22 protein-coding genes and 1 pseudogene are annotated in these 25,692 nt (G+C 62.1%); 13 read left to right on the forward strand and 10 right to left on the reverse strand.

Annotation, left to right across the window (positions count from 1 at the left end):
* Window positions 1–124: 124 nt before the first annotated feature.
* Entirely contained in the window at window positions 125–490 is a 366-nt protein-coding gene (locus tag PspR32_RS03445; protein WP_010226401.1) for a PilZ domain-containing protein, read from the reverse strand.
* 183 nt (window positions 491–673) lie between these two features.
* Between PspR32_RS03445 and PspR32_RS03450 the strand changes: the two genes are divergently transcribed.
* From PspR32_RS03450 to yjiA, 3 genes are all read left to right on the forward strand, one after another.
* Window positions 674–2,740, forward strand: a complete 2,067-nt coding sequence (locus PspR32_RS03450) for a carbon starvation CstA family protein (RefSeq protein ID WP_010226399.1) — start codon at window positions 674–676, stop codon at window positions 2,738–2,740.
* 18 nt (window positions 2,741–2,758) lie between these two features.
* Window positions 2,759–2,956 (forward strand): YbdD/YjiX family protein, encoded by a 198-nt coding sequence (locus tag PspR32_RS03455; RefSeq protein ID WP_010226397.1) that lies wholly within the window; start codon window positions 2,759–2,761, stop codon window positions 2,954–2,956.
* Between the two features lie 90 nt (window positions 2,957–3,046).
* On the forward strand, window positions 3,047–4,015 hold the full coding sequence (gene yjiA, locus PspR32_RS03460; RefSeq protein WP_159388094.1) for a GTPase: 969 nt from the start codon (window positions 3,047–3,049) through the stop codon (window positions 4,013–4,015).
* A gap of 121 nt (window positions 4,016–4,136) precedes the next feature.
* Here the strand turns inward: yjiA and glyA are convergent, their stop codons facing one another.
* Window positions 4,137–5,390, reverse strand: a complete 1,254-nt coding sequence (gene glyA / locus PspR32_RS03465) for a serine hydroxymethyltransferase (protein ID WP_010226395.1) — start codon at window positions 5,388–5,390, stop codon at window positions 4,137–4,139.
* A 203-nt stretch (window positions 5,391–5,593) separates the two neighbouring features.
* Window positions 5,594–8,581: pseudogene (locus PspR32_RS03470) on the reverse strand (sensor domain-containing protein); the annotation flags it as partial.
* A gap of 1,110 nt (window positions 8,582–9,691) precedes the next feature.
* Between PspR32_RS03470 and ettA the strand changes: the two are divergent.
* Window positions 9,692–11,356, forward strand: coding sequence for an energy-dependent translational throttle protein EttA (gene ettA / locus PspR32_RS03475; protein WP_100781926.1), 1,665 nt, complete (start codon window positions 9,692–9,694; stop codon window positions 11,354–11,356).
* Window positions 11,357–11,600: 244 nt separating this feature from the next.
* Window positions 11,601–12,938 carry an NADP-specific glutamate dehydrogenase gene (gene gdhA / locus PspR32_RS03480; protein WP_010226392.1) on the forward strand — a complete coding sequence of 446 codons (1,338 nt, stop codon included), beginning with the start codon at window positions 11,601–11,603 and terminating at the stop codon, window positions 12,936–12,938.
* On the opposite strand, the gene PspR32_RS03485 is transcribed toward gdhA, so the two are convergent.
* The 4 genes from PspR32_RS03485 to PspR32_RS03500 all read right to left on the reverse strand — a co-directional run bounded on the left by PspR32_RS03485 (window position 12,935) and on the right by PspR32_RS03500 (window position 16,459).
* Window positions 12,935–13,432: a GreA/GreB family elongation factor gene (locus PspR32_RS03485; RefSeq protein WP_159388096.1), complete on the reverse strand. Its 498-nt coding sequence runs from the start codon at window positions 13,430–13,432 to the stop codon at window positions 12,935–12,937. The two genes, gdhA and PspR32_RS03485, sit on opposite strands and share 4 nt — an antisense overlap.
* A 66-nt stretch (window positions 13,433–13,498) precedes the next feature.
* Complete coding sequence (locus PspR32_RS03490; RefSeq protein WP_010226388.1) at window positions 13,499–13,855, reverse strand: hypothetical protein; 357 nt, start codon at window positions 13,853–13,855, stop codon at window positions 13,499–13,501.
* 184 nt (window positions 13,856–14,039) lie between these two features.
* The gene (locus tag PspR32_RS03495) at window positions 14,040–15,893 is read right to left on the reverse strand and encodes a DUF7840 domain-containing protein (RefSeq protein WP_159388097.1); all 1,854 of its coding nucleotides are present in this window, start codon (window positions 15,891–15,893) and stop codon (window positions 14,040–14,042) included.
* A 77-nt stretch (window positions 15,894–15,970) separates the two neighbouring features.
* Window positions 15,971–16,459 carry a DUF3015 domain-containing protein gene (locus PspR32_RS03500; protein ID WP_010226385.1) on the reverse strand — a complete coding sequence of 163 codons (489 nt, stop codon included), beginning with the start codon at window positions 16,457–16,459 and terminating at the stop codon, window positions 15,971–15,973.
* A gap of 277 nt (window positions 16,460–16,736) precedes the next feature.
* Between PspR32_RS03500 and PspR32_RS03505 the strand changes: the two genes are divergently transcribed.
* From PspR32_RS03505 to PspR32_RS03525, 5 genes are all read left to right on the forward strand, one after another.
* Window positions 16,737–19,175: a Lon protease family protein gene (locus PspR32_RS03505; protein WP_036993802.1), complete on the forward strand. Its 2,439-nt coding sequence runs from the start codon at window positions 16,737–16,739 to the stop codon at window positions 19,173–19,175.
* Between the two features lie 173 nt (window positions 19,176–19,348).
* Entirely contained in the window at window positions 19,349–19,690 is a 342-nt protein-coding gene (locus PspR32_RS03510) for a PA4575 family protein (RefSeq protein ID WP_010226382.1), read from the forward strand.
* Window positions 19,691–19,790: 100 nt separating this feature from the next.
* A complete protein-coding gene (locus PspR32_RS03515) occupies window positions 19,791–20,279 on the forward strand; it encodes a TIGR00645 family protein (RefSeq protein WP_010226381.1) in 489 nt (162 codons plus the stop codon).
* A 134-nt stretch (window positions 20,280–20,413) separates the two neighbouring features.
* Entirely contained in the window at window positions 20,414–20,719 is a 306-nt protein-coding gene (locus PspR32_RS03520) for a DUF6482 family protein (protein ID WP_010226380.1), read from the forward strand.
* Between the two features lie 86 nt (window positions 20,720–20,805).
* Window positions 20,806–21,423 carry an FKBP-type peptidyl-prolyl cis-trans isomerase gene (locus tag PspR32_RS03525; protein WP_010226378.1) on the forward strand — a complete coding sequence of 206 codons (618 nt, stop codon included), beginning with the start codon at window positions 20,806–20,808 and terminating at the stop codon, window positions 21,421–21,423.
* A gap of 116 nt (window positions 21,424–21,539) precedes the next feature.
* Here the strand turns inward: PspR32_RS03525 and PspR32_RS03530 are convergent, their stop codons facing one another.
* The 3 genes from PspR32_RS03530 to PspR32_RS03540 form a co-directional block, all read right to left on the reverse strand.
* Window positions 21,540–21,788: a PA4570 family protein gene (locus PspR32_RS03530; protein WP_010226372.1), complete on the reverse strand. Its 249-nt coding sequence runs from the start codon at window positions 21,786–21,788 to the stop codon at window positions 21,540–21,542.
* 124 nt (window positions 21,789–21,912) lie between these two features.
* Window positions 21,913–22,254, reverse strand: coding sequence for a zinc ribbon domain-containing protein YjdM (locus tag PspR32_RS03535; RefSeq protein WP_010226371.1), 342 nt, complete (start codon window positions 22,252–22,254; stop codon window positions 21,913–21,915).
* 136 nt (window positions 22,255–22,390) lie between these two features.
* Window positions 22,391–23,359: a polyprenyl synthetase family protein gene (locus PspR32_RS03540; protein WP_010225693.1), complete on the reverse strand. Its 969-nt coding sequence runs from the start codon at window positions 23,357–23,359 to the stop codon at window positions 22,391–22,393.
* Between the two features lie 252 nt (window positions 23,360–23,611).
* On the opposite strand from PspR32_RS03540, the gene rplU reads away from it, so the two are divergent.
* The 3 genes from rplU (at window position 23,612) to cgtA (ending at window position 25,628) form a co-directional block, all read left to right on the forward strand.
* Complete coding sequence (gene rplU, locus PspR32_RS03545) at window positions 23,612–23,923, forward strand: 50S ribosomal protein L21 (RefSeq protein ID WP_010225695.1); 312 nt, start codon at window positions 23,612–23,614, stop codon at window positions 23,921–23,923.
* Window positions 23,924–23,954: 31 nt separating this feature from the next.
* Window positions 23,955–24,212: a 50S ribosomal protein L27 gene (gene rpmA / locus PspR32_RS03550; protein ID WP_010225698.1), complete on the forward strand. Its 258-nt coding sequence runs from the start codon at window positions 23,955–23,957 to the stop codon at window positions 24,210–24,212.
* A gap of 192 nt (window positions 24,213–24,404) precedes the next feature.
* The gene (cgtA, locus tag PspR32_RS03555; RefSeq protein ID WP_010225700.1) at window positions 24,405–25,628 is read left to right on the forward strand and encodes an Obg family GTPase CgtA; all 1,224 of its coding nucleotides are present in this window, start codon (window positions 24,405–24,407) and stop codon (window positions 25,626–25,628) included.
* Window positions 25,629–25,692 lie beyond the last annotated feature (64 nt).

Below are 25,692 nucleotides of genomic sequence, written 5' to 3' on the forward strand. Positions count from 1 at the left end.
GATCGTTCCAACAGCTGCGCGCAGCCCTCGCAAGGCTGCGTGAGAAATGACAGGGAGGCTGAAAAAGCTGTCCAGATGGACAGAAAAGCAAGGGGTAGGCTGGTGGTTAGGGTGCTAACAGATTCTAATCTTCGATCAATTCCCGCAGTTCACGCATCATTTCGGGGTTGTCGGCCAGGTTGAGTTCGACCAAACGCCGCAAATGGCACGATGAATCGATATCAGTACGCAGGCAAACAAAACCCAGTCGATTGCCTTCCTCATGGCGCAGTTCCACCTGCATCCATAGCGTTACTTGCTCCCCTAGGTGGACAAGGGCCTCGAAGTCCTGGGTCAGGTCGGGGTCCCAAGGTTCTGGGCACTTGATCAGCAAGCCCTTGAGGGACAGGTCAATCAGTTCGACCGGCCAGTACCGATCGCCCTGACGCAGTTCGGTGGGGCTATCGAAGGCTACTCGCTGGAAACGTCGACGTTCTTGGGGGTCGCTCATGTTCAGGCACTCCGGGGTTCTTCCTGACTATAGCTCAGCACTTGCCAAGGCCCGCGCAAGGGCGCATAACGAGGTTTGTCCAACCCACGCTGGAGGGCTCTAGACCAACGTGGGGGCTGGCCTTTCCTGCCAGTATCGCTAGACTCGAAAGGCTGTCTTTTATCCACTAGCTGGAAGCAAACCATGAACAACAATAATAGCCTGCTACGCCACATTCCGTGGTTGGCGCTGGCAGTCATAGGAGCCTGTGCGCTGGGTGTGGTCGCCCTGCGTCGTGGCGAGGCCATCAACGCCTTGTGGATTGTCGTCGCTTCGGTGGCCATCTACCTGGTCGCCTATCGCTACTACAGCCTGTTCATCGCCACCAAGGTGATGCAGCTGGACCCACGTCGGGCCACTCCGGCGGTGCTTAACAACGACGGTCTGGACTACGTGCCGACCAACAAACACATTCTTTTCGGTCACCACTTCGCCGCGATTGCCGGTGCCGGTCCCTTGGTCGGTCCGGTGCTGGCGGCGCAGATGGGGTACCTGCCGGGCACGCTCTGGCTGATTGCCGGGGTGGTGCTGGCCGGTGCGGTACAGGACTTCATGATCCTGTTCCTCTCCACCCGCCGCAACGGCCGCTCGCTGGGCGACATGGTCCGTGAAGAGATGGGCCGGATTCCGGGCACCATTGCCCTGTTCGGCTGCTTCCTGATCATGATCATCATCCTTGCGGTGCTGGCGCTGATCGTGGTCAAGGCCCTGGCCGAGAGCCCATGGGGCATGTTCACGGTGATGGCGACCATCCCGATCGCGATGTTCATGGGCATCTACATGCGCTACATCCGCCCGGGCCATATCGGTGAGATTTCGCTGATTGGCGTGGTGCTGCTGTTGCTGTCGATCTGGCTGGGGGGCCAGGTTGCCGCCGACCCGGTCTGGGGCCCGGCGTTCACCTTCACCGGCGTGCAGATCACCTGGATGCTGGTGGGCTACGGTTTCGTTGCCGCGGTACTGCCGGTGTGGCTGGTGCTGGCACCGCGTGACTACCTGTCGACCTTTCTCAAGATCGGCACCATCGTCGGCCTGGCCATCGGTATCCTGATCATCGCTCCCGAGCTGAAAATGCCGGCGCTGACCCAGTTCACCGACGGTACCGGCCCGGTCTGGAAAGGCACCCTGTTCCCGTTCCTGTTCATCACCATCGCCTGCGGCGCGGTATCGGGCTTCCACGCGCTGATCTCTTCGGGGACCACGCCGAAACTGCTGGATAACGAAGTCAACGCCCGTTACATCGGCTACGGTGGCATGCTCATGGAGTCGTTCGTGGCGATCATGGCCATGGTTGCCGCCTCGGTGATCGAGCCAGGCGTGTACTTCGCCATGAACAGCCCGGCCGCAGTGGTTGGCGCCGACGTCGTGTCGGTGGCGCAGACCGTCAGCAGCTGGGGCTTTGCCATTTCCCCGGACGCCCTCGAAGCGGTGGCCAAGGACATCGGCGAGCACACCATCCTGGCTCGTGCCGGCGGTGCGCCGACCCTGGCGGTGGGGATCGCGCAGATCCTCCACCAGGTGCTGCCGGGTGAAAACACCATGGCCTTCTGGTACCACTTCGCGATCCTGTTCGAGGCGCTGTTCATCCTCACCGCTGTGGACGCCGGTACCCGTGCCGGGCGCTTCATGCTTCAGGACCTGCTGGGCAGCTTCGTACCTGCACTCAAACGCACCGAATCGTGGGGCGCCAACCTGCTCGCCACCGCCGGTTGCGTGGCGCTGTGGGGCTACCTGCTGTACCAGGGCGTGATCGATCCGCTGGGCGGCATCAACACCTTGTGGCCGCTGTTCGGCATCTCCAACCAGATGCTCGCCGGCATCGCCCTGATGCTCGGCACCGTGGTGCTGATCAAGATGAAGCGCCAACGCTACATGTGGGTCACCCTGGTGCCTGCGGTATGGCTGCTGATCTGCACCACCACTGCCGGCTTCATCAAGCTGTTCGACCCGAACCCGGCAGTCGGCTTCCTGGCCCTGGCCAACAAGTACAGCGCGGCGCTCGACGCCGGGCAGGTGCTGGCCCCGGCCAAGGACATCGGCCAGATGCAGCACGTGATTTTCAACGCCTACACCAACGCGGCCCTGACCGGCCTGTTCCTGTTCGTGGTCTTCAGCATTCTGTTCTTCGCCCTCAAGGTCGGCATCGCTGCCCTGGGCAAAAAAGAGCGGACTGACAAAGAGTCCCCGTTCCAGGCCCTGCCGGATGCGTAACCGAAGAGGAATGCAGTGATGTTCAACGATCTCGGTCGACTGGGTAAGTACCTGGGGCAGGCAGCCCGCCTGATGGTCGGCATGCCCGACTACGACAACTACGTCGAGCATATGCAGACCAAGCACCCGGACAAGCCGGTGATGACCTACGAGGAGTTCTTCCGCGAACGCCAGGAGGCTCGTTACGGCGGCAAGGGTGGGCCCAAGTGCTGTTGAAAAGCGGCATGCAAGGCAAGTGACAAAGCTGTGGGAGCCTGGTTCGCGCCGGGCTCCCACAGTCATTTTCAGCGTTCAGGAGTATTCGGTTTGTTATCTCCCATTCCCGTCACCGTACTCAGTGGCTTTCTCGGCGCCGGCAAGACCACCTTGCTGCGTCACCTGCTCAAGGCCGAGCATGGCCTGAAGATCGCCGTCATCGAAAACGAATTCAGCGATGCCGGCATCGATTCGCAGTTGCTGGGCGATGAACCGGTGCAGGTCATGACCCTGGCCAACGGTTGCGTGTGCTGCAGCATCCACACCGACCTGACCAAAGCGCTGTACCTGCTGCTCGAGCGCCTGGACAGCGGCGAGATCGCCTTTGACCGCCTGGTAATCGAGTGCACGGGCCTGGCCGACCCGGCGCCGGTGGCGCAAACCTTCTTCATCGACGAAGAACTGCGCGAGCGCTACATCCTCGACGGCATCATCACCCTGGTGGATGCGGCGCACGCTGAGTTGCACCTGACCCAGACCATTGCCCAGGCGCAGATCGGCTTTGCCGACCGCCTGCTGGTGAGCAAGACCGACCTGGTCGATGGCGCCAGCTTCCAGGCCCTGAGCGAGCGCCTGGGGCGGATCAACCGTCGTGCGCCGATTCGGGTGGTGGAGCATGGCAAGATCGACCTGGCCGAATTGCTCGATGTGCGCGGCTTCAACCTCAATGCCGACCTGGGTGGCGGTTTGAGCCTGCGCCCGGTCGTGCAGACGGCGACGCCGGATCGGATCTCCAGCCTGGTGCTGCGCACCGATACGCCGCTGGACATTGATCGCCTCAGCGACTTCATGAACCAGTTGCTGGAGGAGCACGGCAAGCAGCTGCTGCGCTACAAGGGCGTGCTGAACATTGCCGCAGAGGAGCGGCGCCTGGTGTTCCAGGGCGTGCTCAAGCTTTATGGCTTTGACTGGGATACTGAGTGGGCAGAGGGGGAAGTGCGCGAGAGTGTGATGGTGTTCATTGCCGACGATTTGCCGGAGGCGAAGATTCGCGAAGGGTTTGAGGCTTTGACTCTGTAGGAGCGGGCTTGCCCCGCGATGCGATGGTGCGATCACTATTGCATCGCGGGGCAAGCCCGCTCCTACAGGTACAAAAAAGCCCGGCTCTTGAGCCGGGCTTTTTCACATCATGACGCTGTGCTTACTTGCCGTATACCGGCAGCTTGGCGCAGATGGCCTTGACCTTCTCGCGAACGGCGTCGATCACCGCTTCGTTGTTCAGGTCGGCGAGGATGTCGCAGATCCAGCCAGCCAGTTCTTTACACTCGGCCTCTTTGAAGCCACGAGTGGTCACGGCCGGGGTGCCGAAGCGCAGGCCGGAGGTGACGAACGGCGAACGTGGGTCGTTTGGAACCGAGTTCTTGTTGACGGTGATGAAGGCGCGACCCAGGGCGGCGTCGGCGTCTTTACCGGAGATTTCCTGCTTGATCAGCGACAGCAGGAACAGGTGGTTCTGGGTACCGCCGGAAACCACGTCGAAACCGCGCTCGATGAACACGCCGGCCATGGCCTGGGCGTTTTTCACCACTTGTTGCTGGTAGGCCTTGAACTCAGGCTGCAGTGCTTCCTTGAAGCAGATGGCCTTGGCGGCGATCACGTGCTCCAGTGGGCCGCCCTGGGCGCCCGGGAATACCGCGGAGTTCAGCTTCTTCTCGATCTCGGCGTTGGCGCGGGCGAGGATCAGGCCACCACGTGGACCGCGCAGGGTCTTGTGGGTAGTGGTGGTGACCACGTCGGCGAATGGCACCGGGTTCGGGTACACGCCTGCAGCGACCAGGCCGGCAACGTGGGCCATGTCGACGAACAGGTAGGCACCGACCTTGTCGGCGATTTCGCGGAAGCGTGGGAAGTCGAGGATCTGCGAGTAGGCCGAGAAGCCGGCAACGATCATCTTCGGCTTGTGCTCGAGCGCCAGGCGCTCGACTTCGTCGTAGTCGATCAGGCCGTTGGCGTCGATGCCGTACTGGATGGCGTTGTACAGTTTGCCCGAGGAGCTGACGTTGGCGCCGTGGGTCAGGTGACCACCGTGGGCCAGGCTCATGCCCAGGATGGTGTCACCGGCCGACAGCAGGGCCAGGTAGACGGCGCTGTTGGCTTGCGAACCGGCGTGCGGCTGGACGTTGGCGTAATCGGCGCCGAACAGTTCCTTGGCACGGTCGATGGCCAGCTGCTCGACCACGTCGACGTATTCGCAACCGCCGTAGTAGCGCTTGCCCGGATAGCCTTCGGCGTACTTGTTGGTCAGCACCGAGCCTTGGGCTTCCATGACAGCGGGGCTTGTGTAGTTTTCCGAGGCGATCAGCTCGATATGTTCTTCCTGGCGCTGAGCTTCTTGCTCCATGGCGGCAAAGAGATCGGCGTCGTACTTGGCAATGGTCAAATCACGGCTGAACATGGCGGTCCTCAAGGATCGTGCTGAAATAGGCGGGCATTCTACCTCATCAGCTTTTGTCTGGCATATGAAAGGGCATCATGTCGCAGACAAATGGGGCTCATGAGCGACAAGCTGCAAGCTGCAAGCTTCAAGCGGCAAGTCAAAGGCCGAACGCGTAACGCTTCTAACTTGCCGCTTGTAGCTTAAGGCTTGCAGCTTCCTGCCTACTCGAACATGAACAAGGTTTCGTTGCTGAATTGCGCCTCGAACTGATGCGCCGGCATCGGCCGCCCGAACAGGTAACCCTGCACCTCGTCACAGCCGTGCTCACGGAGGAACTCCAACTGCTCGTGGGTTTCCACGCCCTCGGCGATCACCGCCAGGTTCAGGCTGTGGGCCATGGCGATGATCGCCCGGGCAATCTGCGCATCCTGTTCACCCTCGGGCAGGCCGTCAACGAAGGTGCGGTCGATCTTCAGCACGTCGATGGGGAACTGCTTGAGGTAGTTGAGCGACGAATAGCCGGTGCCGAAGTCGTCGACCGCGATGCTCAGGCCGAGGTTCTTCAGGCTGTCGAGGATCACCATGGCCTCGTTGACCTCGCGCATCAGGATACTTTCGGTCAGTTCCAGCTCCAGGCACGCCGGCGGCAGGCCGGTTTCCTTGAGGATGGTGGCGATGCGCTCGCCCAACTGGCCGTCGGAGAACTGGCGCGCCGAGATGTTCACCGAGACCTTCGGCACCCGCACCTTGGCCTGGTGCCAGGCCTTGAGCTGGCGGCTGGCCTCCTTGAGCACCCAATCGCCGACATCGACCACCAGGCCGAGCTCCTCGATCACCGGGATGAAGTCCCCTGGCGGCACCAGCCCGCGTCGCGGATGGCGCCAGCGCAGCAGCGCCTCGGCGCCGGTCAGGCGCTTGCCGTCGCCGCTGAACTGCGGTTGGTAATAAAGGATGAACTCGTTCTGCTCCAGGGCGTGGCGCAGGTCGCTTTCCAGCTCCAGGCGCTCCAGGGCACTGGCGTTCATGTCGGCCTGGTAGAACTGGAAATTGTTCTTGCCGCGCTCCTTGGCGTGGTACATGGCGGTGTCGGCGTTCTTCATCAGCTGGCTGAGCTCGCTGCCATCCTGCGGGCTGAGGGCGATGCCGATACTGGCGGTGACGAAGAACTCGCGGTTCTCCAGCACGAACGGTCGCACCAGGCTGCCGAGAATCTGTTCGGCCACGTGAATGGCGCGGTTCAAGGCCATTTCCCGGGTGGCGCGCGGTTGCAGCAGCAAGGTGAATTCATCGCCACCCATGCGCGCCACGGTGTCGTCGTCATCGACGCAGTCGAGCAGGCGCTCGGCCATGTCCTTGAGCATGCGATCGCCCGCGGCATGGCCGAGGGAGTCGTTGATCGGCTTGAAGCGGTCGAGGTCGAGGAACATCAGCACCACCCAGGCCTTGTGCCGATCGGCTTGCTGCAGGGCCGTATGCAGGCGGTCCTGGAACAGGGTGCGGTTGGGCAGGTGGGTCAGGGCATCGTAGTAGGCCAGGCGGTGGATGCGCTGTTCACTGGCCTTGCGCTCGCTGATGTCGGTAAAGAAGCACACGTAGCTGGCCAGGTCGCCTTCATCGTCGAGCACCGCGGTGATGCCGACCCAGGCCGGGTAGTGTTCACCGTTGCGGCGCTTGAGCCACACTTCGCCTTCCCAGGTGCCGCGCTGGTGCAGCTGCTTGAGCACGTAGCGCAGGTGGGCATCCTGATGCTCATCGACGGTCAGCAGGCTCGGCAACTGGTCCAGTACATCGGCCACGGCGTAGCCACTGACGCGGCTGAAGGCTTCGTTGGCCTGGACGATGTAACCGGCCGGGTCGGTGATGAGGATCGCCGAGGTCGAGTGCTCGAATACCGTGGCGGCCATGCGCAGGTCTTTCTCGGCGCGGCGTTGCTGGCTGATGTCGCGGCCGACGCCAAGGATGCCTTCGAAGCGCTCCTGGTCATCCCAGACTAGCACCAGGCGCAGCTCGATCGGGATCTTGCGGCCATCGGCGCGCAGGCAGTCGAACAGAAACAGCTGGGTAGGCAATTGGGTGCGCAACTGCTCCAGCTGTTCGGGATCGCCGAGGGCCTTGTTGACCCGCTCGACCAGGCTGTAGATGCCGGTGAGCTGGGCCGGGTTGGCGATGGTCGAATGCCAGCCGTTTTCGATGATCCACTCCACTTCAAAGCCCAGGACCGCCTGGATCGACGGGCTGACGTAGTTCAGCTGCAGTTGGCTGTCGGTGGAGAAGATCACGTCGCTGATGCTTTCAGCGAGCATGCGGTAGCGTTGTTCGCTGTCGCGCAGGGATTCGCTGGCCTCGATCTGCTCGGTAACGTCCTTGCCGACGCCGATGATCCGCGTCACGCAACCTGCGCTGTTGCGGGTCAGGGCCTGTTCGCGAATGTCGAAGCGGCGCCAGCACTGGTCGTGGTGGCGCAAACGCAGCTGGCAATGCAGTTGCTCGACATAACCCGAGTGGCGTTGTTGCTGGCGCAATTGCCGGTACAGCTGGGCATCGTCCGGGTGCAGCAGCAACTCCCAAAAATGATCGCCCATCTTCGCCAGCTCCGCGCGGCTGTAGCCCAGGGTCTGGCCGAGGTTGCGGTTGCTGAAGATCATCAGCTGGCTTTGCACATCCTGCACGTACAGCTGGTCAGGCACGGTGCGCACCACGTCCGACCAGAAGCTTTCGCGTTCGAGCAACGACAGCTCGACCTGCTTGCGGCTGGTGATATCGCTGATGCTGAGGATCACCGCCTGATAATCACGGCGCTGCTGCGGGAAGCGCACCATCAGCCACAGGTGCAGGTCTTCGCCATCCGCCGTCGGCAGGCGTACCTCCAGCTCCAGCTGTTGCTGGTTGTCGAGGATCGCCCCGAGCAGCTGGACGCCGATACCGTCGCTGTCGGTCTGCGAACCTTCGACCAGGCGCTGCCAGGCACTGTCACAGCAATTGACGCCGAGCAGTTGCAGGGCCACCTGATTGACTTCGGTGACTTTCAGTTCTTGCAGCAGCACCCGGCGCAAAGGCTGGTCGAACGCCAGGCGCTGTTCCAGGGCCGGGCGGCTGCGCAGGCGATAACGCTCGAGCTGACCGGGCAGGCCGGAGAGGTCGAGCACGCACAGGGCGACCCCGGTACCTTCGAAAATGTCGTGGTAGCGCCGACGGCTTTCCTGCAGCAGGCGATGCCGGCGGCGCATGTTGATCAAGGCCAGCAGCGGTATCAGTGCGCAGAACAGCCCCAGTACGCATTTGCCGATCAGTGCCGGCAACAGTTGCTGGCGGGCAAGGCCTGCATCGAACAGGCCGCGCAGCTGCCAGGTGCTGTTGTCGAGAAACGCCAGCATCACGCTTTGCAGCGGCTCATCGCTGCCGGGAGTCGGTTGATGGCGGTTGATGATGTCGCCGGTACGGCTGTTTTCCAGCAACCACAAGGGGTGGTTGGGCCGGTCCAGGTGGGTGGTCAGGTCGCTGTAGTAGCTCGGCGCCAGGCGCAGGAACCAGTAGCCGCCGGGCGCTTCGCCCGGCTGGCGCAGCAACAGGTAGACCTGCTGGTTATCGGCGCTGTTGCTGTAATAGTAGTCGCGCCCCTGGTTCAGCCGCAGCAGCTCGTCCAGCACCTGGTAATCGGGGCTGGCGTTCAGGCTGTCGGCCTGTAGACTGCCGTCGGCGCCGATCCAGGCGACACTGAGCAGGTTCGGCTGTTGCTGGCGCAACTGGGCGATGACTTTTGGCAGGTGTTCCGGGCCAGGCGACACGCGGTATTGCTGGAACTGATTGAGCGCCACCTGGGCCTTGAGCGCCATGTTCAGGCTCATGTGATCGGCGAGCTCGGCACTGTCGTTCAAGCTTTGCTGATACTGGTCAGCCTGGGTATGACGGAACTGGGCAATCAACTGCCACAGCAGCAGGCCGAGCAGCAACAGCACCAACAGGGCCAGCGCGCCTTTCAATGAACCGCGCAGCGGCGAGCCTGACGCAGTGGCCGGCTTGCGCAGGGATGACGGCTGAGAGAGATTGGTCAAACGTTGATCCTGCGGTATGGCTGGATGGCAGGTTTAGAGCTGCTGGTTGGCAAGTGCCGCGTTCCTGGCGACGGCTCCGGTTGCGCACTATAAGCCGGACGCCCGAAGGGCGGCTAGCATGCCCGCAAACGTGGCAAAGTGCCAGCCCTGTTCGTCGGCGGTTTGCCCAACCCGGCGCATTACGGTAGCTTTGGCCCTTTCCTGGGGGCTACGGCTTCCTTCATCTGTATCGTCCTTATTTTTTCGTCTCTGACGCTAGGTTTATCCATGGCTCAATACGTCTATACCATGCATCGGCTGGGCAAGGTTGTCCCGCCGAAGCGGGAAATCCTGAAGAACATCTCCCTGTCGTTTTTCCCCGGCGCCAAGATCGGCGTGCTCGGCCTCAACGGCTCGGGTAAATCCACCCTGCTGAAAATCATGGCGGGTGTAGACACCGAGTTCGACGGCGAAGCCCGTCCGATGCCCGAACTGAACATCGGCTACCTGCCGCAGGAGCCCCAGCTGGACCCGTCCAAGACCGTGCGTGAAGTGGTCGAGGAAGCGGTCAGTGTGATCAAGGATGCCCAGGCCCGCCTGGACGAAGTCTACGCCGCCTACGCCGAGCCGGATGCCGACTTCGACAAGCTGGCTGCCGAACAGGCCAAGCTTGAAGCCATCCTCCAGGCCAGCGATGGCCACAACCTCGAGCGTCAGCTGGAAGTGGCCGCCGACGCCCTGCGCCTGCCGGCCTGGGAAGCCAAGGTCGAGCACCTGTCCGGTGGTGAGAAGCGCCGTGTGGCCCTGTGCCGTCTGCTGCTGTCGGCCCCTGACATGCTCCTGCTCGACGAACCGACCAACCACCTGGATGCCGATTCCGTCGCCTGGCTGGAGCATTTCCTCCACGACTTCCCGGGTACCGTGGTTGCCATTACCCACGACCGTTACTTCCTCGACAACGTCGCCGGCTGGATCCTCGAACTCGACCGCGGCGCCGGTATTCCGTACGAAGGCAACTATTCGGGCTGGCTGGAAGCCAAGTCCGATCGTCTGGCCCAGGAATCCAAGCAGCAGTCGGCCCACGAAAAGGCCATGAAGGAAGAACTGGAGTGGGTGCGCAAAGGCGCCAAGGCCCGTCAGTCCAAATCCAAGGCCCGTCTGCAACGCTTCGAAGAAATGCAGTCGCAGGAGTTCCAGAAGCGCAGCGAGACCAACGAGATCTACATCCCGGCCGGTCCACGCCTGGGTGACAAGGTCATCGAGTTCAAGAACGTCACCAAGGGCTATGGCGATCGCGTGCTGATCGACAACCTGTCGTTCTCCATGCCAAAAGGCGCCATCGTCGGCGTGATCGGTGGCAACGGTGCCGGTAAATCGACCCTGTTCCGCATGCTGATGGGCAAGGAACAGCCGGACTCGGGCAGCATCGAGATCGGTGAAACCGTGCAACTGGCTTGCGTTGACCAGAGCCGCGAAGACCTCGACGGCAACAAGACCGTGTTCCAGCAGATCTCCGACGGCTCCGACCAACTGCGCATCGGCACCTACGAGATTCCGTCGCGCACCTACGTGGGCCGTTTCAACTTCAAGGGCGGCGATCAGCAGAAGTTCGTCAAGGACCTCTCCGGTGGTGAGCGCGGTCGTCTGCACCTGGCCCTGACCCTGAAAGAGGGCGCCAACGTCCTGCTGCTCGACGAACCGTCCAACGACCTCGACGTCGAAACCCTGCGTTCGCTGGAGGAAGCCCTGCTGGACTTCCCGGGCGCCGCCATCGTGATCTCTCACGATCGCTGGTTCCTGGACCGTGTGGCCACCCACATCCTCGCTTACGAAGACGATTCGCAGGCGGTGTTCTTCGAAGGCAACTACACCGAGTACGAAGCCGATCGCAAGAAGCGCCTGGGCGAAGCCGCTGCTCAGCCGCACCGGGTACGGCACAAAAAACTGGCATAACCCTCAGGGCTGTGCACTGGAACGGGGCCTTCGGGTCCCGTTTTTTTTTGCCTGGATTTGTGTCGAATTCATCGCTGGCAAGCCAGCTCCCACAGATTTAGCGCTGAAAGATGAAGTGTATACACTTATACAAATGCACCATTTAATTTCATAAAAACGACATTTCGCCCTGTTGCGGTGCGGTGGCTTCTTGGTACAGTCGGGGAAAAAACCAATAAGCCCACTCCATCTGGTGAATGTCTACATGATCGAATCTGTCGAAGATTTCCTCGCTCGCCTCAAGCAACGCGACCCGGCCCAGCCTGAGTTCCATCAGGCCGTCGAAGAGGTGCTGCGCAGCCTCTGGCCGTTCCTCGAAGCCAATCCTCATTACCTGCAGGCCGGTATCCTCGAGCGTATGGTCGAGCCGGAGCGGGCGGTCCTGTTCCGCGTGTCGTGGGTCGATGACCAGGGCAAGGTCCAGGTCAACCGCGGCTACCGCATCCAGATGAGCAGTGCCATCGGCCCGTACAAGGGCGGCCTGCGTTTCCACCCCTCGGTGAACCTCGGCGTGCTGAAGTTCCTGGCTTTCGAGCAGGTGTTCAAGAACTCCCTGACCTCGCTGCCCATGGGCGGCGGCAAGGGCGGCTCGGACTTCGATCCGAAGGGCAAGAGCGATGCCGAGGTCATGCGCTTCTGCCAGGCGTTCATGAGCGAGCTGTACCGCCACATTGGCGCCGACCTCGACGTGCCGGCCGGTGATATCGGCGTCGGCGCCCGCGAGATCGGTTTCCTGTTCGGCCAGTACAAGCGCCTGGCCAACCAGTTCACCTCGGTGCTGACCGGCAAGGGCATGACCTATGGCGGCAGCCTGATTCGCCCGGAAGCCACCGGATACGGCTGCGTGTACTTCGCCGAAGAGATGCTCAAGCGCCAGGACCTGCGCATCGACGGTCGCCGGGTGGCCATTTCCGGCTCCGGCAACGTTGCCCAGTATGCTGCGCGCAAGGTCATGGACCTGGGCGGCAAGGTGATCTCGTTGTCCGACTCCGAAGGCACGCTGTACTGCGAAGCCGGCATGAGCGATGAGCAGTGGGATGCGCTGATGGAGCTGAAAAACGTCAAGCGTGGCCGGATCAGCGAGTTGGCCGAACGTTTTGGCCTGGAGTTCCGCAAGGGCCAGCGCCCCTGGACCCTGGCCTGCGACATCGCCCTGCCATGCGCGACCCAGAACGAACTGGACGCCGAAGACGCCCGCACCCTGCTGCGCAACGGCTGCATCTGCGTGGCCGAGGGCGCCAACATGCCGACCACCCTCGAGGCTGTGGATATCTTCATCGAAGCCGGCATCCTCTTCGCTCCGGGCAAGGCCTCCAACGCCGGTGGCGTGGCCGTCAGTGGCCTGGAGATGTCGCAGAACGCCATGCGCCTGTTGTGGACCGCCGGTGAAGTGGACAGCAAGCTGCACAACATCATGCAATCGATCCACCATGCCTGCGTGCACTACGGCGAAGAGAACGGCCGGATCAACTACGTGAAGGGCGCCAACATCGCCGGCTTCGTCAAGGTTGCCGATGCCATGCTGGCCCAGGGCGTGGTTTAAGCTTCCGGCTCGATGGCGACGATCTCGATTCGCAGATCCCCTGCCGGTCGTCGCCACAGCACCTCATCACCGGGCGCGGCTCCCAGCAACGCCCGGCCCAGAGGTGAACCCCAGTTGATCAGGCCGCTGGCGGCATAGGCCTGGTCTTCACCGACCAGTTGCACCTGATGCTGCTGGCCCTGCTCATCGACAAACAGTACCCGGCTGCCGATCTGCACCTTTTCATGGGAAGTGGCGGGGGCGACGACCTGGGCGCTTTGCACCCGGGCGCTGAAGTAGCGCAGGTCGCGTTCGATTTCGGCCAGGCGCTGCTGGTCAGCCTGATCGCCCTGGCTCAGGAGTTCGCTGCGCAATCTGTTCAGCTCGGCGAGCCGTTGTTGCAGCAGGGTCAGGCCGCAGGCGGTAACATGGTTGGGCTGCTCGCTGATCCGGCGTTCCACCGGCTGGCTGGCCTGGGCGGCGGCCTGGTCTTCGTTGACGAATGCTCGGCTCATGAGGGCCTCCTTTCATGGGAGACCATGCTGACAGCCCGGTGGTTGCATCGGATGTCCGATTGCGACCTACTTGCGTCGATAGGCGCGCGCGGCATCCCGATCCTTTTCTTCCTGCCACTGCTCATCGCGGTCATCCCAGTGTCGGGCGCGGTATTCCTGCAGGTCCTGGTTCTCCTGCATGGCGTGGCACTGGCGAAAGCCATCGTCCCAGCCGGACTCGTACTGACGGTTGTGCAGGTAGCGCGGCACGTCCTTGCGAAAATCCCCGGCCATCACCCCGGCGGCCTGGCGACCGCTGCTGCAACCGTCCTGGAAACCATCGGCGTAGGCCGGTGGATAACCCTGATTGATCAGTTGCTCGTGGGTTGTCTGGCAACCTGTGAGCACGCCCATTACCACCATGACCAGCCAATACCGCCGCATGTTCAAACTCTCCGCTTGCCAGGGAAAGTCTAGGTGGGGAATTGTCGCTGGCGTGTCAAAAGGATGTGATCAGGGCATTGGCGCTGCTGCGCAGCCCATCGCCGGCAAGGCCGGCTCCCACACTGGACCGTGTACACCTGACCTGTGGGTGCTGGCTTTGCCAGCGATGCAAGGCGCAGCCTTGCTAATACTGGTACCACTTCAATTCCAGCATCACCTCGTTCTGCGCCGACGCCAACTTGCTGAAGTCGCGGCTGGCACTGAGCCGCAGGCCCAGATCGCGGGACAATTCCCACTGCTGGTTCAAGCTCAGGCTACGCCGCACCTCGCCGTTGGTGAAGTAGTCGGCCTTGGCCTCGACACTCAGGTTGCCCAGCGGATTGCGCCACAGCAGCCCGGTGTTGAACCCCGCTGCCGGGGCGATGAAACCGGCAAAGTCATTGTTGTGCTCGACCCGCACCGTGCCCAGGGCAAAACCAAGCAGGTCATCGGCCAGCTGCCAGGTACCGCCGGCGCCGCCGTTGACGTGGCTGACCAGTACCTCATCGCCATGCTTGCCCAGCACCCGCTCCAGCCCCCCGGCAACCTGCCACGACCAGGGTTGCAGCAAGGCATTGCGCGGGGTCAGCGAGCGGATGGTGGCCAGGTCCAGGCGTTGCACCTGCCAGTCGTTGCCTTCGTACTGGCGCAGCTTGAGCTGAAGGATCTCGATCTGCGCGCCGAGGGGAAAGCCGTAGGCGTTGTCGTTGAGGTCGTGATAGGCCATGCGCAGGCCATACTCGGCATAGGCGCGATCATCGCGGCTACCCAGGCCCAACTGCCAGGTGCGCGACTGATGGCCGTCTTCAGGCAGTCCCGGGCGTTCGATTTCAAGCTCCGGCGGCGGGTTGCGGTTAATCGCCCGCAGCAGCTCGAAGCTGCGTTTGCTGCGTGCCGGGTCGCGCTCCTGGCCGTTGGCCCGGTAACGCTCCAGGCGATAGGCGGCGTCCTGTACCAGGGCCTGGCGCTCGCGCGGCAGGGCGGTGAATTCGGGGCTTTGCAGTTGGGCGGTGTCGGCACTGACCGCCAGCACCTGCTGTTGCTCGCCGGCATCCAGCGGTTTGGCCCGCTCCAGCAGCTCACGTTCGCGTGACGGCCGGTAGTCGATGCGTTCGACCAGGCCGGACTGCTTGACGGCCTTGACCGTGTCGGTGGGAATCGCGGTCAACGGGAACTGCGAGGTCAGGTCCAGGCTCGGGCGTGCCACTTGCAGCAGTTCGAGCAAGCGATAGGAGCAGTTTTCGTCGAAGAAGAAATAGTCGAACTGGATCTGCTTGAGTTCCCAGACATGCTCGACCATGCGCCCGGTTTCTTCCGGGGTCAGGTTCAGCCGGTATTCCCACAGGTCGCGGTTTTCCAGGCTGCGGTACTCGGAGAGCTTTTCCTGGTAGGGCACCAGGGCGAACAGGCCCGGGTAGCCGCCCATCAGGCCCTTCCAGGCATAGAGGATGCTGTTGTCGCTGCCCTCGATATAGGCGCCGAAGTTGATCGCATAGCTGAGCAGGGCGGTTGCGTTGCTCTGCACGTCGGCCTGGTCGATCCGCAACAGGGTGTGGCCGAACATCGACGACGGGCTGTTCAGGTAGGCGGCCGGAAAGATCATCACCGCGCTGTGCGGTGAGACGTCCTTGAACCACTGAGTGTATTCCTGGCAGTCCGGGGTTGGCAGGTCGCTGAGTTGCAACTGCTCGCGCAACCAGCGGGTACGCGCCGGGAACACGCACTGGGCGTGTTTGTTGCCGAGGCTCGCCGGGGCATACAGCGCCTGGACGGTGGCGCGCAGCTCCTGGTCCGGGTGATGGGCGCCGTCTGCGGCGAGAAAGAAGCGCTGGTCGTCGACGTAGCTGCGCCAACCGCCAAGCTTGGCCGTCTCGTAGTGACCGAGGGCGATCCAGTAGCGCTCGGCCGCCAGTTGCTTCAGGCGTGCGTCATCGAATGTAGGGGCAGCATGCAGCGGGGCGCAGGCACAGAGCGCCAGGTAGGCAAGGCGTTTGAGCATGTCGGGCAACTAAGTCTGAATGATGCCGATAGAGGCGGACAACAACCCGCCCCGGTGACGGGGCGGGTGGGCCGAGCTTAAGCCTGGGTGGCGTATTTGGCCAGGCGCGGGTCGCTTTTCAGCACCGCGAGGGTGTTGCTGTGCACGTCTTCAGCCGTGACATCGGCGGTCTTGAAGATGTCCTGGAAGTGTTGATGGGTAACCGCGGCGAAGTGCGCGCGATCTTCCGGGGCAACGCCCAGCACCACGGCATAGGTGGTCAGTGCTTCACCTTGACCCTTGGCCATGTCCTCGGAGAGTTCGTTCATCATACCGTTCATGGCGAACCATGATTTACCGCCATAGGTCAGCGCAGAGTTGGTCGAGCAGCCGTTGGTGCCCGAGGTCATGCCGAAAGTGGCGTTGCCGGACGTGCCGTTGGTGGTGGAGGCCAGGAAGTGGGCCGGTGTCCCGCGTTGGCCCTCGAACAGCATGTTGCCCCAGCCGCAGTCCGGTCCGCCAGGCGCCTGGGCCATGGCATTGAGGGAAACCGCAGTGAACAGAGTACCCAGAAGAATCCGTTTCATAGCATTGTTCTCTTTCTAGAAGTACATACCAAAGGTCAGGGTTGTCTGGCATATCTGTAGGACCAGTTGCCAGGGCGGGTCGGTTATTTACCCAGCCGCGCAGTTTGGAGTTTAGGCACGATCTAAGGGTTGCGTGATTTATTGCGAAAGATTGCCTGAAAATGTTGACGTAGATCGGCTTTTCGCCCCTGCGACAATTCGCAGCGATGAGCCTTGCAAGGCGTACGCGCACGGCGCCAGAATGCTGACATCTGCCCCGCCGAAGTAAGGAAGCCCGATGCCCGATCCTGTCGCTGCGAGCCTGCGTCTTGCGCCCGAAGCCCTGACCCGGCCGTTTTCCGCTGAACAGTTCGCTTTTTCCACCACCAATGATCTGGAGCCTTTTCGCGGTGTGCTTGGCCAGGAGCGTGCGGTCGAAGCCTTGCAGTTCGGCGTCGCCATGCCGCGCCCTGGTTACAACGTATTTGTCATGGGCGAGCCCGGCACTGGCCGTTTCTCGTTCGTCAAACGCTACCTGAAGGCGGAAGGCAAACGCCTGCATACGCCCTCGGACTGGGTTTATGTCAACAACTTCGACGAGCCACGCGAGCCGCGCGCCCTGGAGTTGCCGCCAGGCAGCGCCGGGGCGTTCATCAGCGACATCGGTGGCCTGATCGACAACCTGCTGGCGACTTTCCCGGCGGTCTTCGAGCACCCGTCCTACCAGCAGAAGAAGAGCGCCATCGATCGCGCCTTCAACCAGCGCTACGACCGCGCCCTGGATGTGATCGAGCGCGCCTCACTGGAAAAGGACGTAGCCCTGTACCGCGACAGCAGCAACGTCGCCTTCACCCCGATGGCCGACGGCAAGGCGCTGGACGAAGCCGAATTCGCCCAGTTGCCGGAAGCCGAGCGTGAGCGTTTCCACGACGACATCGCCGCCCTGGAGGAGCGCCTCAACGAAGAGCTGGCGAGCCTGCCGCAATGGAAGCGCGAGTCGAGCAACCAGCTACGCCACCTCAACGAAGAAACCATCACCCTGGCCTTGCAGCCATTGCTGGCGCCGCTGTCTGAAAAGTACGCAGAAAACGCCGCCGTTTGCGCTTATCTGCAGGCCATGCAGGTGTACCTGCTGCGCACCGTGGTCGAGCAATTGGTCGATGACAGCAAGACCGATGCCCAGGCGCGCAAGCTGCTCGAAGAGCAGTACTCGCCAAGCCTGGTGGTCGGCCATCACGCCAGCGGCGGCGCGCCGGTGGTGTTCGAGCCGCACCCGACCTACGACAACCTGTTTGGCCGTATCGAATACAGCACCGACCAGGGGGCGCTGTACACCACGTACCGGCAACTGCGCCCCGGGGCCTTGCACCGGGCCAACGGCGGTTTCCTGATTCTTGAGGCCGAGAAGATGCTCGGCGAGCCGTTTGTCTGGGACGCGCTCAAGCGCGCCCTGCAGTCGCGCAAGCTGAAGATGGAATCGCCCTTGGGCGAGTACGGCCGCCTGGCTACCGTGACCCTCAATCCGCAGATGATCCCGCTGAATATCAAAGTGGTGATCATCGGCGCGCGGCAGCTGTACTACGCCCTGCAGGATCACGATCCGGACTTCCAGGAAATGTTCCGGGTACTGGTCGATTTCGACGAAGACATCCCCATGGTCGACGAGAGCCTGGAGCAGTTCGCCCAGTTGCTCAAGACCCGCACCAGCGAAGAGGGCATGGCGCCGCTGAGCGCTGATGCGGTGGCGCGCCTGGCCACCTACAGCGCGCGCCTGGCCGAGCACCAGGGGCGTTTGTCGGCGCGCATCGGCGACCTGTTCCAACTGGTCAGCGAGGCGGACTTCATCCGCCACCTGGCCAACGACGAAATGACCGACGCCGGGCACATCGAACGTGCCCTCAAGGCCAAGGCCACCCGCACTGGCCGCGTGTCGGCGCGGATTCTCGACGACATGCTGGCCGGCATCATCCTGATCGACACCGACGGTGCCGCGGTGGGCAAGTGCAACGGCCTGACCGTACTCGAAGTCGGCGATTCGGCATTCGGTATCCCGGCGCGGATTTCCGCCACGGTCTACCCGGGTGGCAGCGGCATCGTCGACATCGAGCGCGAGGTCAACCTTGGTCAGCCGATCCACTCCAAGGGGGTGATGATCCTTACCGGCTACCTGGGCAGCCGTTATGCCCAGGAATTCCCCCTGGCGATCTCGGCGAGTATCGCCCTTGAGCAGTCCTATGGTTACGTCGACGGTGACAGCGCCTCCCTGGGCGAGGCCTGCACGCTGATCTCGGCGTTGTCGAAGACGCCGCTCAAGCAGTGCTTCGCCATTACCGGTTCGATCAACCAGTTCGGTGAAGTGCAAGCGGTGGGTGGGGTCAACGAGAAAATCGAAGGCTTCTTCCGCCTGTGCGAAGCACGTGGCCTGACCGGTGAACAGGGCGCGATCATCCCGCGTGCCAACGTTGCCACGCTGATGCTCGATGAGCGGGTGCTGCAGGCGGTGCGCGCCGGTATGTTCCACGTCTATGCGGTAAGCCAGGCCGACGAGGCCCTGAGCCTGCTGGTCGGTGAGCCTGCCGGTGAACCGGATGAAGAGGGCCAGTTCCCTGAAGGCAGCGTCAACGCCCGGGTGGTGGAGCGCCTGCGGGTCATCGCCGAGATGATCAGTGAAGAGGACCTCAAGGAGGCAGAGAAGGAACATGCCGAGCAGGCCCTGGCGCAGGTAAAAGCTTCTTGAACTGAGTGGTACGAGTCAAAAAAACGGCGCTAAATGGGGTGTGACCATTCGGCGCCGGTTTTTCCACGCCTGGGTGGAATTCTTCTATTCTTCAGATCAGGGACAGTCGTAGGTACAGGAACGAGACAGCCTTCACCTGAGGGCTGAACAAGGGTTTACCGAGGACCTTCGCCATGCCGCGCAGCCTCAGCCTCACCCGTCAATGCCTGGGCCTGGTGACCCGCATTGAATGCAGTATCCGCCCACTGGCCGGTGACAATGGCATGTGGACCTTGCTGTTTGCCGCCGGCATGGCTGGCGAGCAGCCCTCTGCGATCAAGGCCCAAGGGCCGTTTCACGGGCCGTTCGTGGCCGAGTCGGTGCTCAATGCCATTGTCGACAGCCTGACCTTGCACGGTTATCAGCTGGCCGATGATCCGCAGATCTGGTGTGTGCACCTGCAAGCCCAGCTGCGCCGGATCAACGGCGAGCGCGTCCATCACGTCGGCGACTTCCAGTTCCATCCGGAAACCTGAGTCGCAGGCGCCACGCCTGTGGCAGCGTGCCACGGGCTTTTTCTGTCATGGGTGGCTGTTATACTCGCGCTCGCTTTTTTGCCAACCTGACGAGTTTTCAATGGAACGTATTATCGAAAATGCGATGTATGCCTCGCGCTGGCTGCTCGCGCCGATCTATTTTGGTCTGTCGTTGGGCCTGTTGGCGCTGGCACTGAAGTTCTTCCAAGAGATCTTCCACGTCCTGCCCAACGTTTTCGCCCTGGCCGAAGCCGACCTGATCCTGGTGCTGCTGTCGCTGATCGACATGGCCCTGGTCGGTGGTTTGCTGGTGATGGTGATGATTTCCGGTTACGAGAACTTCGTCTCGCAACTGGACATCGACGAGGACAAGGAAAAACTCAGCTGGCTGGGCAAGATGGACTCGTCTTCGCTGAAGATGAAGGTCGCCGCCTCGATCGTGGCGATTTCCTCGATCCACCTGCTGCGGGTGTTCATGGACGCGCGCAACATCGAGCCCCAGTACCTGATGTGGTACGTGATCATCCACATGACCTTCGTGGTCTCGGCCTTTGCCATGGGTTACCTGGACAAGGTCACCAAGCACTGATCAGGCGTTTTGCCCAGTCAACAACCGCCCGTGCGTTGCAAAACGGACGGGCGGTTGCGGTTTCGCCTTGTGCTTTGTGCGCGGCTGTACAGAAAATGAACGGTCACTCGAAGTTCCGGTAACGAGGTATCGCAATGAACCTTCACCAACTGAACACCGAGGCCAGAGCCGGTCATGTCGAAGAGCTCAACCTGATCGCCATCGAGGGCGGTGATTTCATTATCGAGGCACGGGTAAAGGGCCACGCCCATCCGCTCTCGGACACCCATGGGCAGCGCCTGAAAGTGCATTCGGTAGTCGATGCGCAACGCCTGCTCAGCGGTTTGCCAGCGGTGCCAGTGCACCTGGTGCACTGGTCGATGGATGATGAGATGTGCGGCGGTGGCGATGCCGGCGATGGCGACCTGAAAATACCGATGCCACGACGTTCGGCCTGGTAGCTGATCTGCGCCAGCGCAGTGTGCTAGGCTGCTCGCCCTTTTCATAAAGGGCGCGGCTGTCATGCGCCCTGCAGCGGAGCAAGCAAATGTCCGAACTCAACCTGTCTACCGACGAAACTCGCGTCAGCTACGGCATCGGCCGTCAGCTGGGTGGCCAACTGCGTGACAACCCGCCACCAGGCGTAAGCCTGGACGCCATCCTGGCCGGCCTGACCGACGCCTTCAACGGCCAGGACAGCCGCGTCAGCGAAGCCGACCTGTCGGCCAGCTTCAAGGTCATCCGCGAAATCATGCAAGCCGAAGCTGCTGCCAAGGCCGAAGCTGCCGCTGGCGAAGGCAAGGCCTTCCTGGCTGAAAACGCCAAGCGTGACGGCATCACCACCCTGGCTTCGGGCCTGCAGTTCGAAGTACTGACCGCAGGTGAAGGCGCCAAGCCAAGCCGCGACGACAGCGTGCGTACCCACTACCACGGCACCCTGATCGACGGCACCGTGTTCGACAGCTCCTACGAGCGCGGCCAGCCAGCAGAATTCCCGGTCAGCGGCGTGATTGCCGGCTGGACCGAAGCCCTGCAACTGATGAATGCCGGCAGCAAATGGCGCCTGTACGTGCCGAGCGAGCTGGCTTACGGCGCTCAGGGCGTTGGCAGCATCCCGCCGCACAGCGTGCTGGTGTTCGACGTCGAGCTGCTGGACGTTCTGTAAGACGTTCTTTCAGAACGTCAGAGGGCCTTTCGGCCCTCATCGCTGGCAAGCCAGCTCCCACAGGATTCGCTTCACACCGGTCCATTGTGGGAGCCGGCCTTGCCGGCGATGCGGTTTCAGTTCCAATCGGTCCCGCCACCCGGGCGCAACGCCCGCGCATAGCAGAACAGGAACAGGTTCCTCACCAGTTCCTTGAGCACACCCGGCTCACTCGAATTCAAACCATTGAGATCCAGGTCACCCTGGTCGCGCAGTTCGTCCAGTGCTTCTTCTTCAAGCACGGCACAGACCTCGCCGGTTTCCCGGTGCAGGATGCGCAAGTATGGATGGGGGCGGTCAAGCCAGGCGTCTATCAGATAAGTCATGGCTATTCTCCTTGAAAGCGTTCAATGAGAATAATTCTTATTATCAAAATAGCAAGTGCCTATTGGCGGTTTTTTCCAGGTTGTGGGCTGTCGAGGCCGCAGGGCGGCCCCGAACCCACCAGAATCAGACCTTGCGGACGAATTCAGATTTCAGCTTCATCGGGCCGATGCCATCGATCTTGCAGTCGATGTCGTGGTCGCCATCGCACAGGCGGATGTTCTTGACCTTGGTGCCGACCTTGACCACCAGCGAGGTGCCCTTGACCTTGAGGTCCTTGATCACGGTGATGGTGTCGCCGTCCTGCAGGACGTTGCCCACTGCATCCTTTTTTACCGCCTCATCGCTGGCTGCTTCGGCATCACCGGCAGCCGACCACTCGTGGGCGCACTCGGGGCAGACCAGCTGGGCGCCGTCTTCGTAGGTGTATTCGGAGTTGCATTTGGGGCAGGGTGGCAAAGTGCTCACTAAGGTTCCTCAAGACGTACAGGTACAAAACCTACATTGTATAAGGTTTTGTTGTCGTGGGGCGAATGCAATCGCGGGGCAAGCCCGCTCCCACCGTGTGGGAGCGGGCTTGCCCCGCGATTAGGGAAGTGGCGAATCAGTGCGTGCGGGCGACGGCGAATTCGCTGAGTTCGACCAGTGCGTCGCGGTATTCGCTGGCTGGCAGCACGTCCAGGCAGGCGATGGCGCGGGCCACGTAGTCGCGGGCCAGTTTGGCGGTGTAGTCCAGGGAGCCTGAGGCTTCGACGGCCGCGCGGATGCTCTCGAGGTCTTCGATGCCGCCCTTCTGGATCGCCTGGCGCACCAGCGCGGCCTGTTCGGCGGTGCCTTCGCGCATGGTGTAGATCAGCGGCAGGGTCGGCTTGCCTTCGGCCAGGTCGTCACCGACGTTCTTGCCCAGGGTCTGCGCATCGCCCTTGTAGTCGAGCAGGTCGTCGACCAGCTGGAAGGCCACGCCCAAGTGGTCACCGAAGGTGCGCAGGGCTTCGCTCTGTTCCTCGCTCGCCTGGGCCAGGGCCGCGGCGCTGTGGGTCGAGGCCTCGAACAGCATCGCGGTCTTGCCGCGGATGACGTCCATGTAGACTTCTTCGGTGGTGCTGGCGTCGCGCACCTTGGACAACTGCAGGACTTCGCCTTCGGCGATCACCCGGGTGGCCTTGGAGAGGATCTGCATGACCGGCATCGAGCCCAGTTCGACCATCATCTCGAACGAGCGCGAGTACAGGAAGTCACCGACCAGCACGCTTGGCGCGTTGCCCCACAGGGCGTTGGCGGTGGAGCGGCCACGGCGCATGCCGGACATGTCGACGACGTCGTCGTGCAGCAGGGTGGCGGTGTGCAGGAACTCGATGGTGGCGGCCAGCAGGCGCAGGTCGTCGCCTTCGCGGCCCAAGGCCTTGCCGCACAGCAGCACTAGCAGTGGACGCAGGCGCTTGCCGCCAGCCGAGGTAATGTAGTCGCCGATTTTCGATACCAGCGGTACACGCGAAGTCAGCTGTTTCTTGATAATCTCGTCAACGGCGCTGAAGTCGTCCGCTACCGCACGGTAGAAAGCTTGGGGTTGCATCGGCCACAGGTGCTCCATAAAGGTTGCGCGGCATGCTAGGTCGCGGGTCCCGGCGTGTCAAGGCGCGCTGCCCGCGGGCCGGGGGTGGGACTTGCAAGCAAAGCAGGGCTTGCGTACAATCGCGCACCCTGAACTTCCTGGGCAGCACCTGCCTTACGCAATTGCACTGGGCCGTTCCAGCCCTATGCAGCCATGCCAGCCAATACTCTTCCTATAAAGAGCTGGGTGAGCAGGATTATCGGAGAAATACCCATGTACGCAGTAATTGTTACCGGTGGCAAGCAGTACAAAGTCGCCGAAGGTGAATACCTGAAAATCGAAAAACTGGAAATCGCCACTGGCGAATCCGTGACTTTCGACCGCGTTCTGTTGGTTGCCAATGGCGACGACGTGAACATCGGCGCTCCAGTCGTTGCTGGTGCCAAAGTTGTTGCTGAAGTGATCTCCCAAGGTCGTCACGACAAAGTGCGCATCATCAAGTTCCGCCGCCGTAAGCACCACATGAAGCGTATGGGCCACCGCCAGTGGTTCACCGAAATCAAGATCACCGGTATTTCGGCTTAATCGCCTGAATCCATTTCTGGAGAATTGAACCATGGCACACAAAAAAGCTGGTGGTAGTACCCGTAACGGTCGCGACTCAGAAGCCAAACGCCTTGGCGTGAAGATGTATGGCGGCCAGGCTATCATTCCTGGCAACATCATCGTGCGTCAGCGCGGCACCCAATTCCACGCTGGCTACGGCGTTGGCATGGGCAAGGATCACACCCTGTTCGCCAAGATTGCGGGTAAGATCAAGTTCGAAGTAAAAGGCGCCTTCGGTCGTCGTTACGTGAGCGTTGTCGCCGAGTAATCGCGCGAACGCTGGAAAAGCCCTGTCTCGCGACGGGGCTTTTTCGTTTGTGGGGTGAGTCTCTTGCAAAGCTGTTTGTATGGGCTGCCGGCGTGGGTTGTTACTATCGTGACGGGGCCGCCGCGCTCACTTTTGCAAGAGCCTTATGTCTTTGTGTCACTCAGCTCGTCCAGCTGACGAGAGGCGGTTTTTATGAAGTTTGTTGACGAAGTATCGATCCGGGTCAAAGCCGGTGATGGCGGTAACGGTTGCATGAGCTTCCGCCGCGAGAAATTCATCGAGAACGGTGGCCCCAACGGCGGTGATGGTGGCGACGGCGGCTCGGTGTACATGGTTGCCGACGACAACCTCAACACCCTGGTCGACTACCGTTACACCCGTCACTTCGAGGCCCAGCGCGGCTCCAACGGCGGCAGCACCGACTGCACCGGCAAGAAGGGCGACGACCTGATCCTGCGCGTGCCGGTCGGCACCACGGTGATCGACTCCGCCACCCAGGAAGTCATCGGCGACCTGGTCAAGCCGGGCCAGAAGCTGATGGTGGTCCAGGGCGGCTGGCACGGCCTGGGCAACACCCGTTTCAAATCCAGTACCAACCGTGCGCCACGCCAGACCACTCCGGGCAAACCGGGTGAGCAGCGTGACCTGAAACTGGAAATGAAAGTACTGGCCGACGTCGGTCTGCTGGGCCTGCCGAACGCCGGCAAGAGTACCTTCATCCGCTCGGTATCGGCCGCCAAGCCGAAAGTCGCCGACTACCCGTTCACCACCCTGGTGCCGAACCTGGGTGTGGTCAGTGTCGACCGCTGGAAGAGCTTCGTCATCGCCGACATTCCCGGCCTGATCGAAGGTGCCTCCGACGGCGCCGGCCTGGGTATCCGCTTCCTCAAGCACCTGGCGCGTACCCGCCTGCTGCTGCACCTTGTCGACCTCGCGCCGCTGGATGAAAGCAGCAGCGCCGATGCCGCCGAAGTCATCGTCAACGAGCTGACCCGCTTCAGCCCGTCGCTGGCCGAGCGTGACCGCTGGCTGGTGCTGAACAAGACCGACATGCTGATGGACGACGAGCGTGACGAGCGGGTCAAGGAAGTGGTCGAGCGTCTGCAGTGGGAAGGCCCGGTCTACGTGATCTCGGCGATCTCCAAGCAGGGCACCGAGCAGCTCAGCCGCGACATCATGCGCTACCTCGAAGACCGCGCCGACCGCCTGGCCAACGATCCGGCCTACGCCGAAGAGCTGGCCGAGCTTGACCAGCGCATCGAAGACGAAGCCCGTGCTCAGCTGCAGGCCCTGGACGACGCCCGCGCCCTGCGCCGCAGCGGCGTCAAGAGCGTGCACGACATCGGCGACGACGATGACGATGATTGGGACGAGGACGACGAAGACGGCCCGGAAATCATTTACGTGCGCGACTGATTCGTTGCAGTACACTAAACGCCGCTCTCAGGAGCGGCGTTTTGGTATCTAAAGATCTGAATAG

It is taken from the genome of Pseudomonas sp. R32, assembly GCF_009866705.1.
In the GTDB taxonomy this organism is placed as follows: domain Bacteria; phylum Pseudomonadota; class Gammaproteobacteria; order Pseudomonadales; family Pseudomonadaceae; genus Aquipseudomonas; species Aquipseudomonas donghuensis.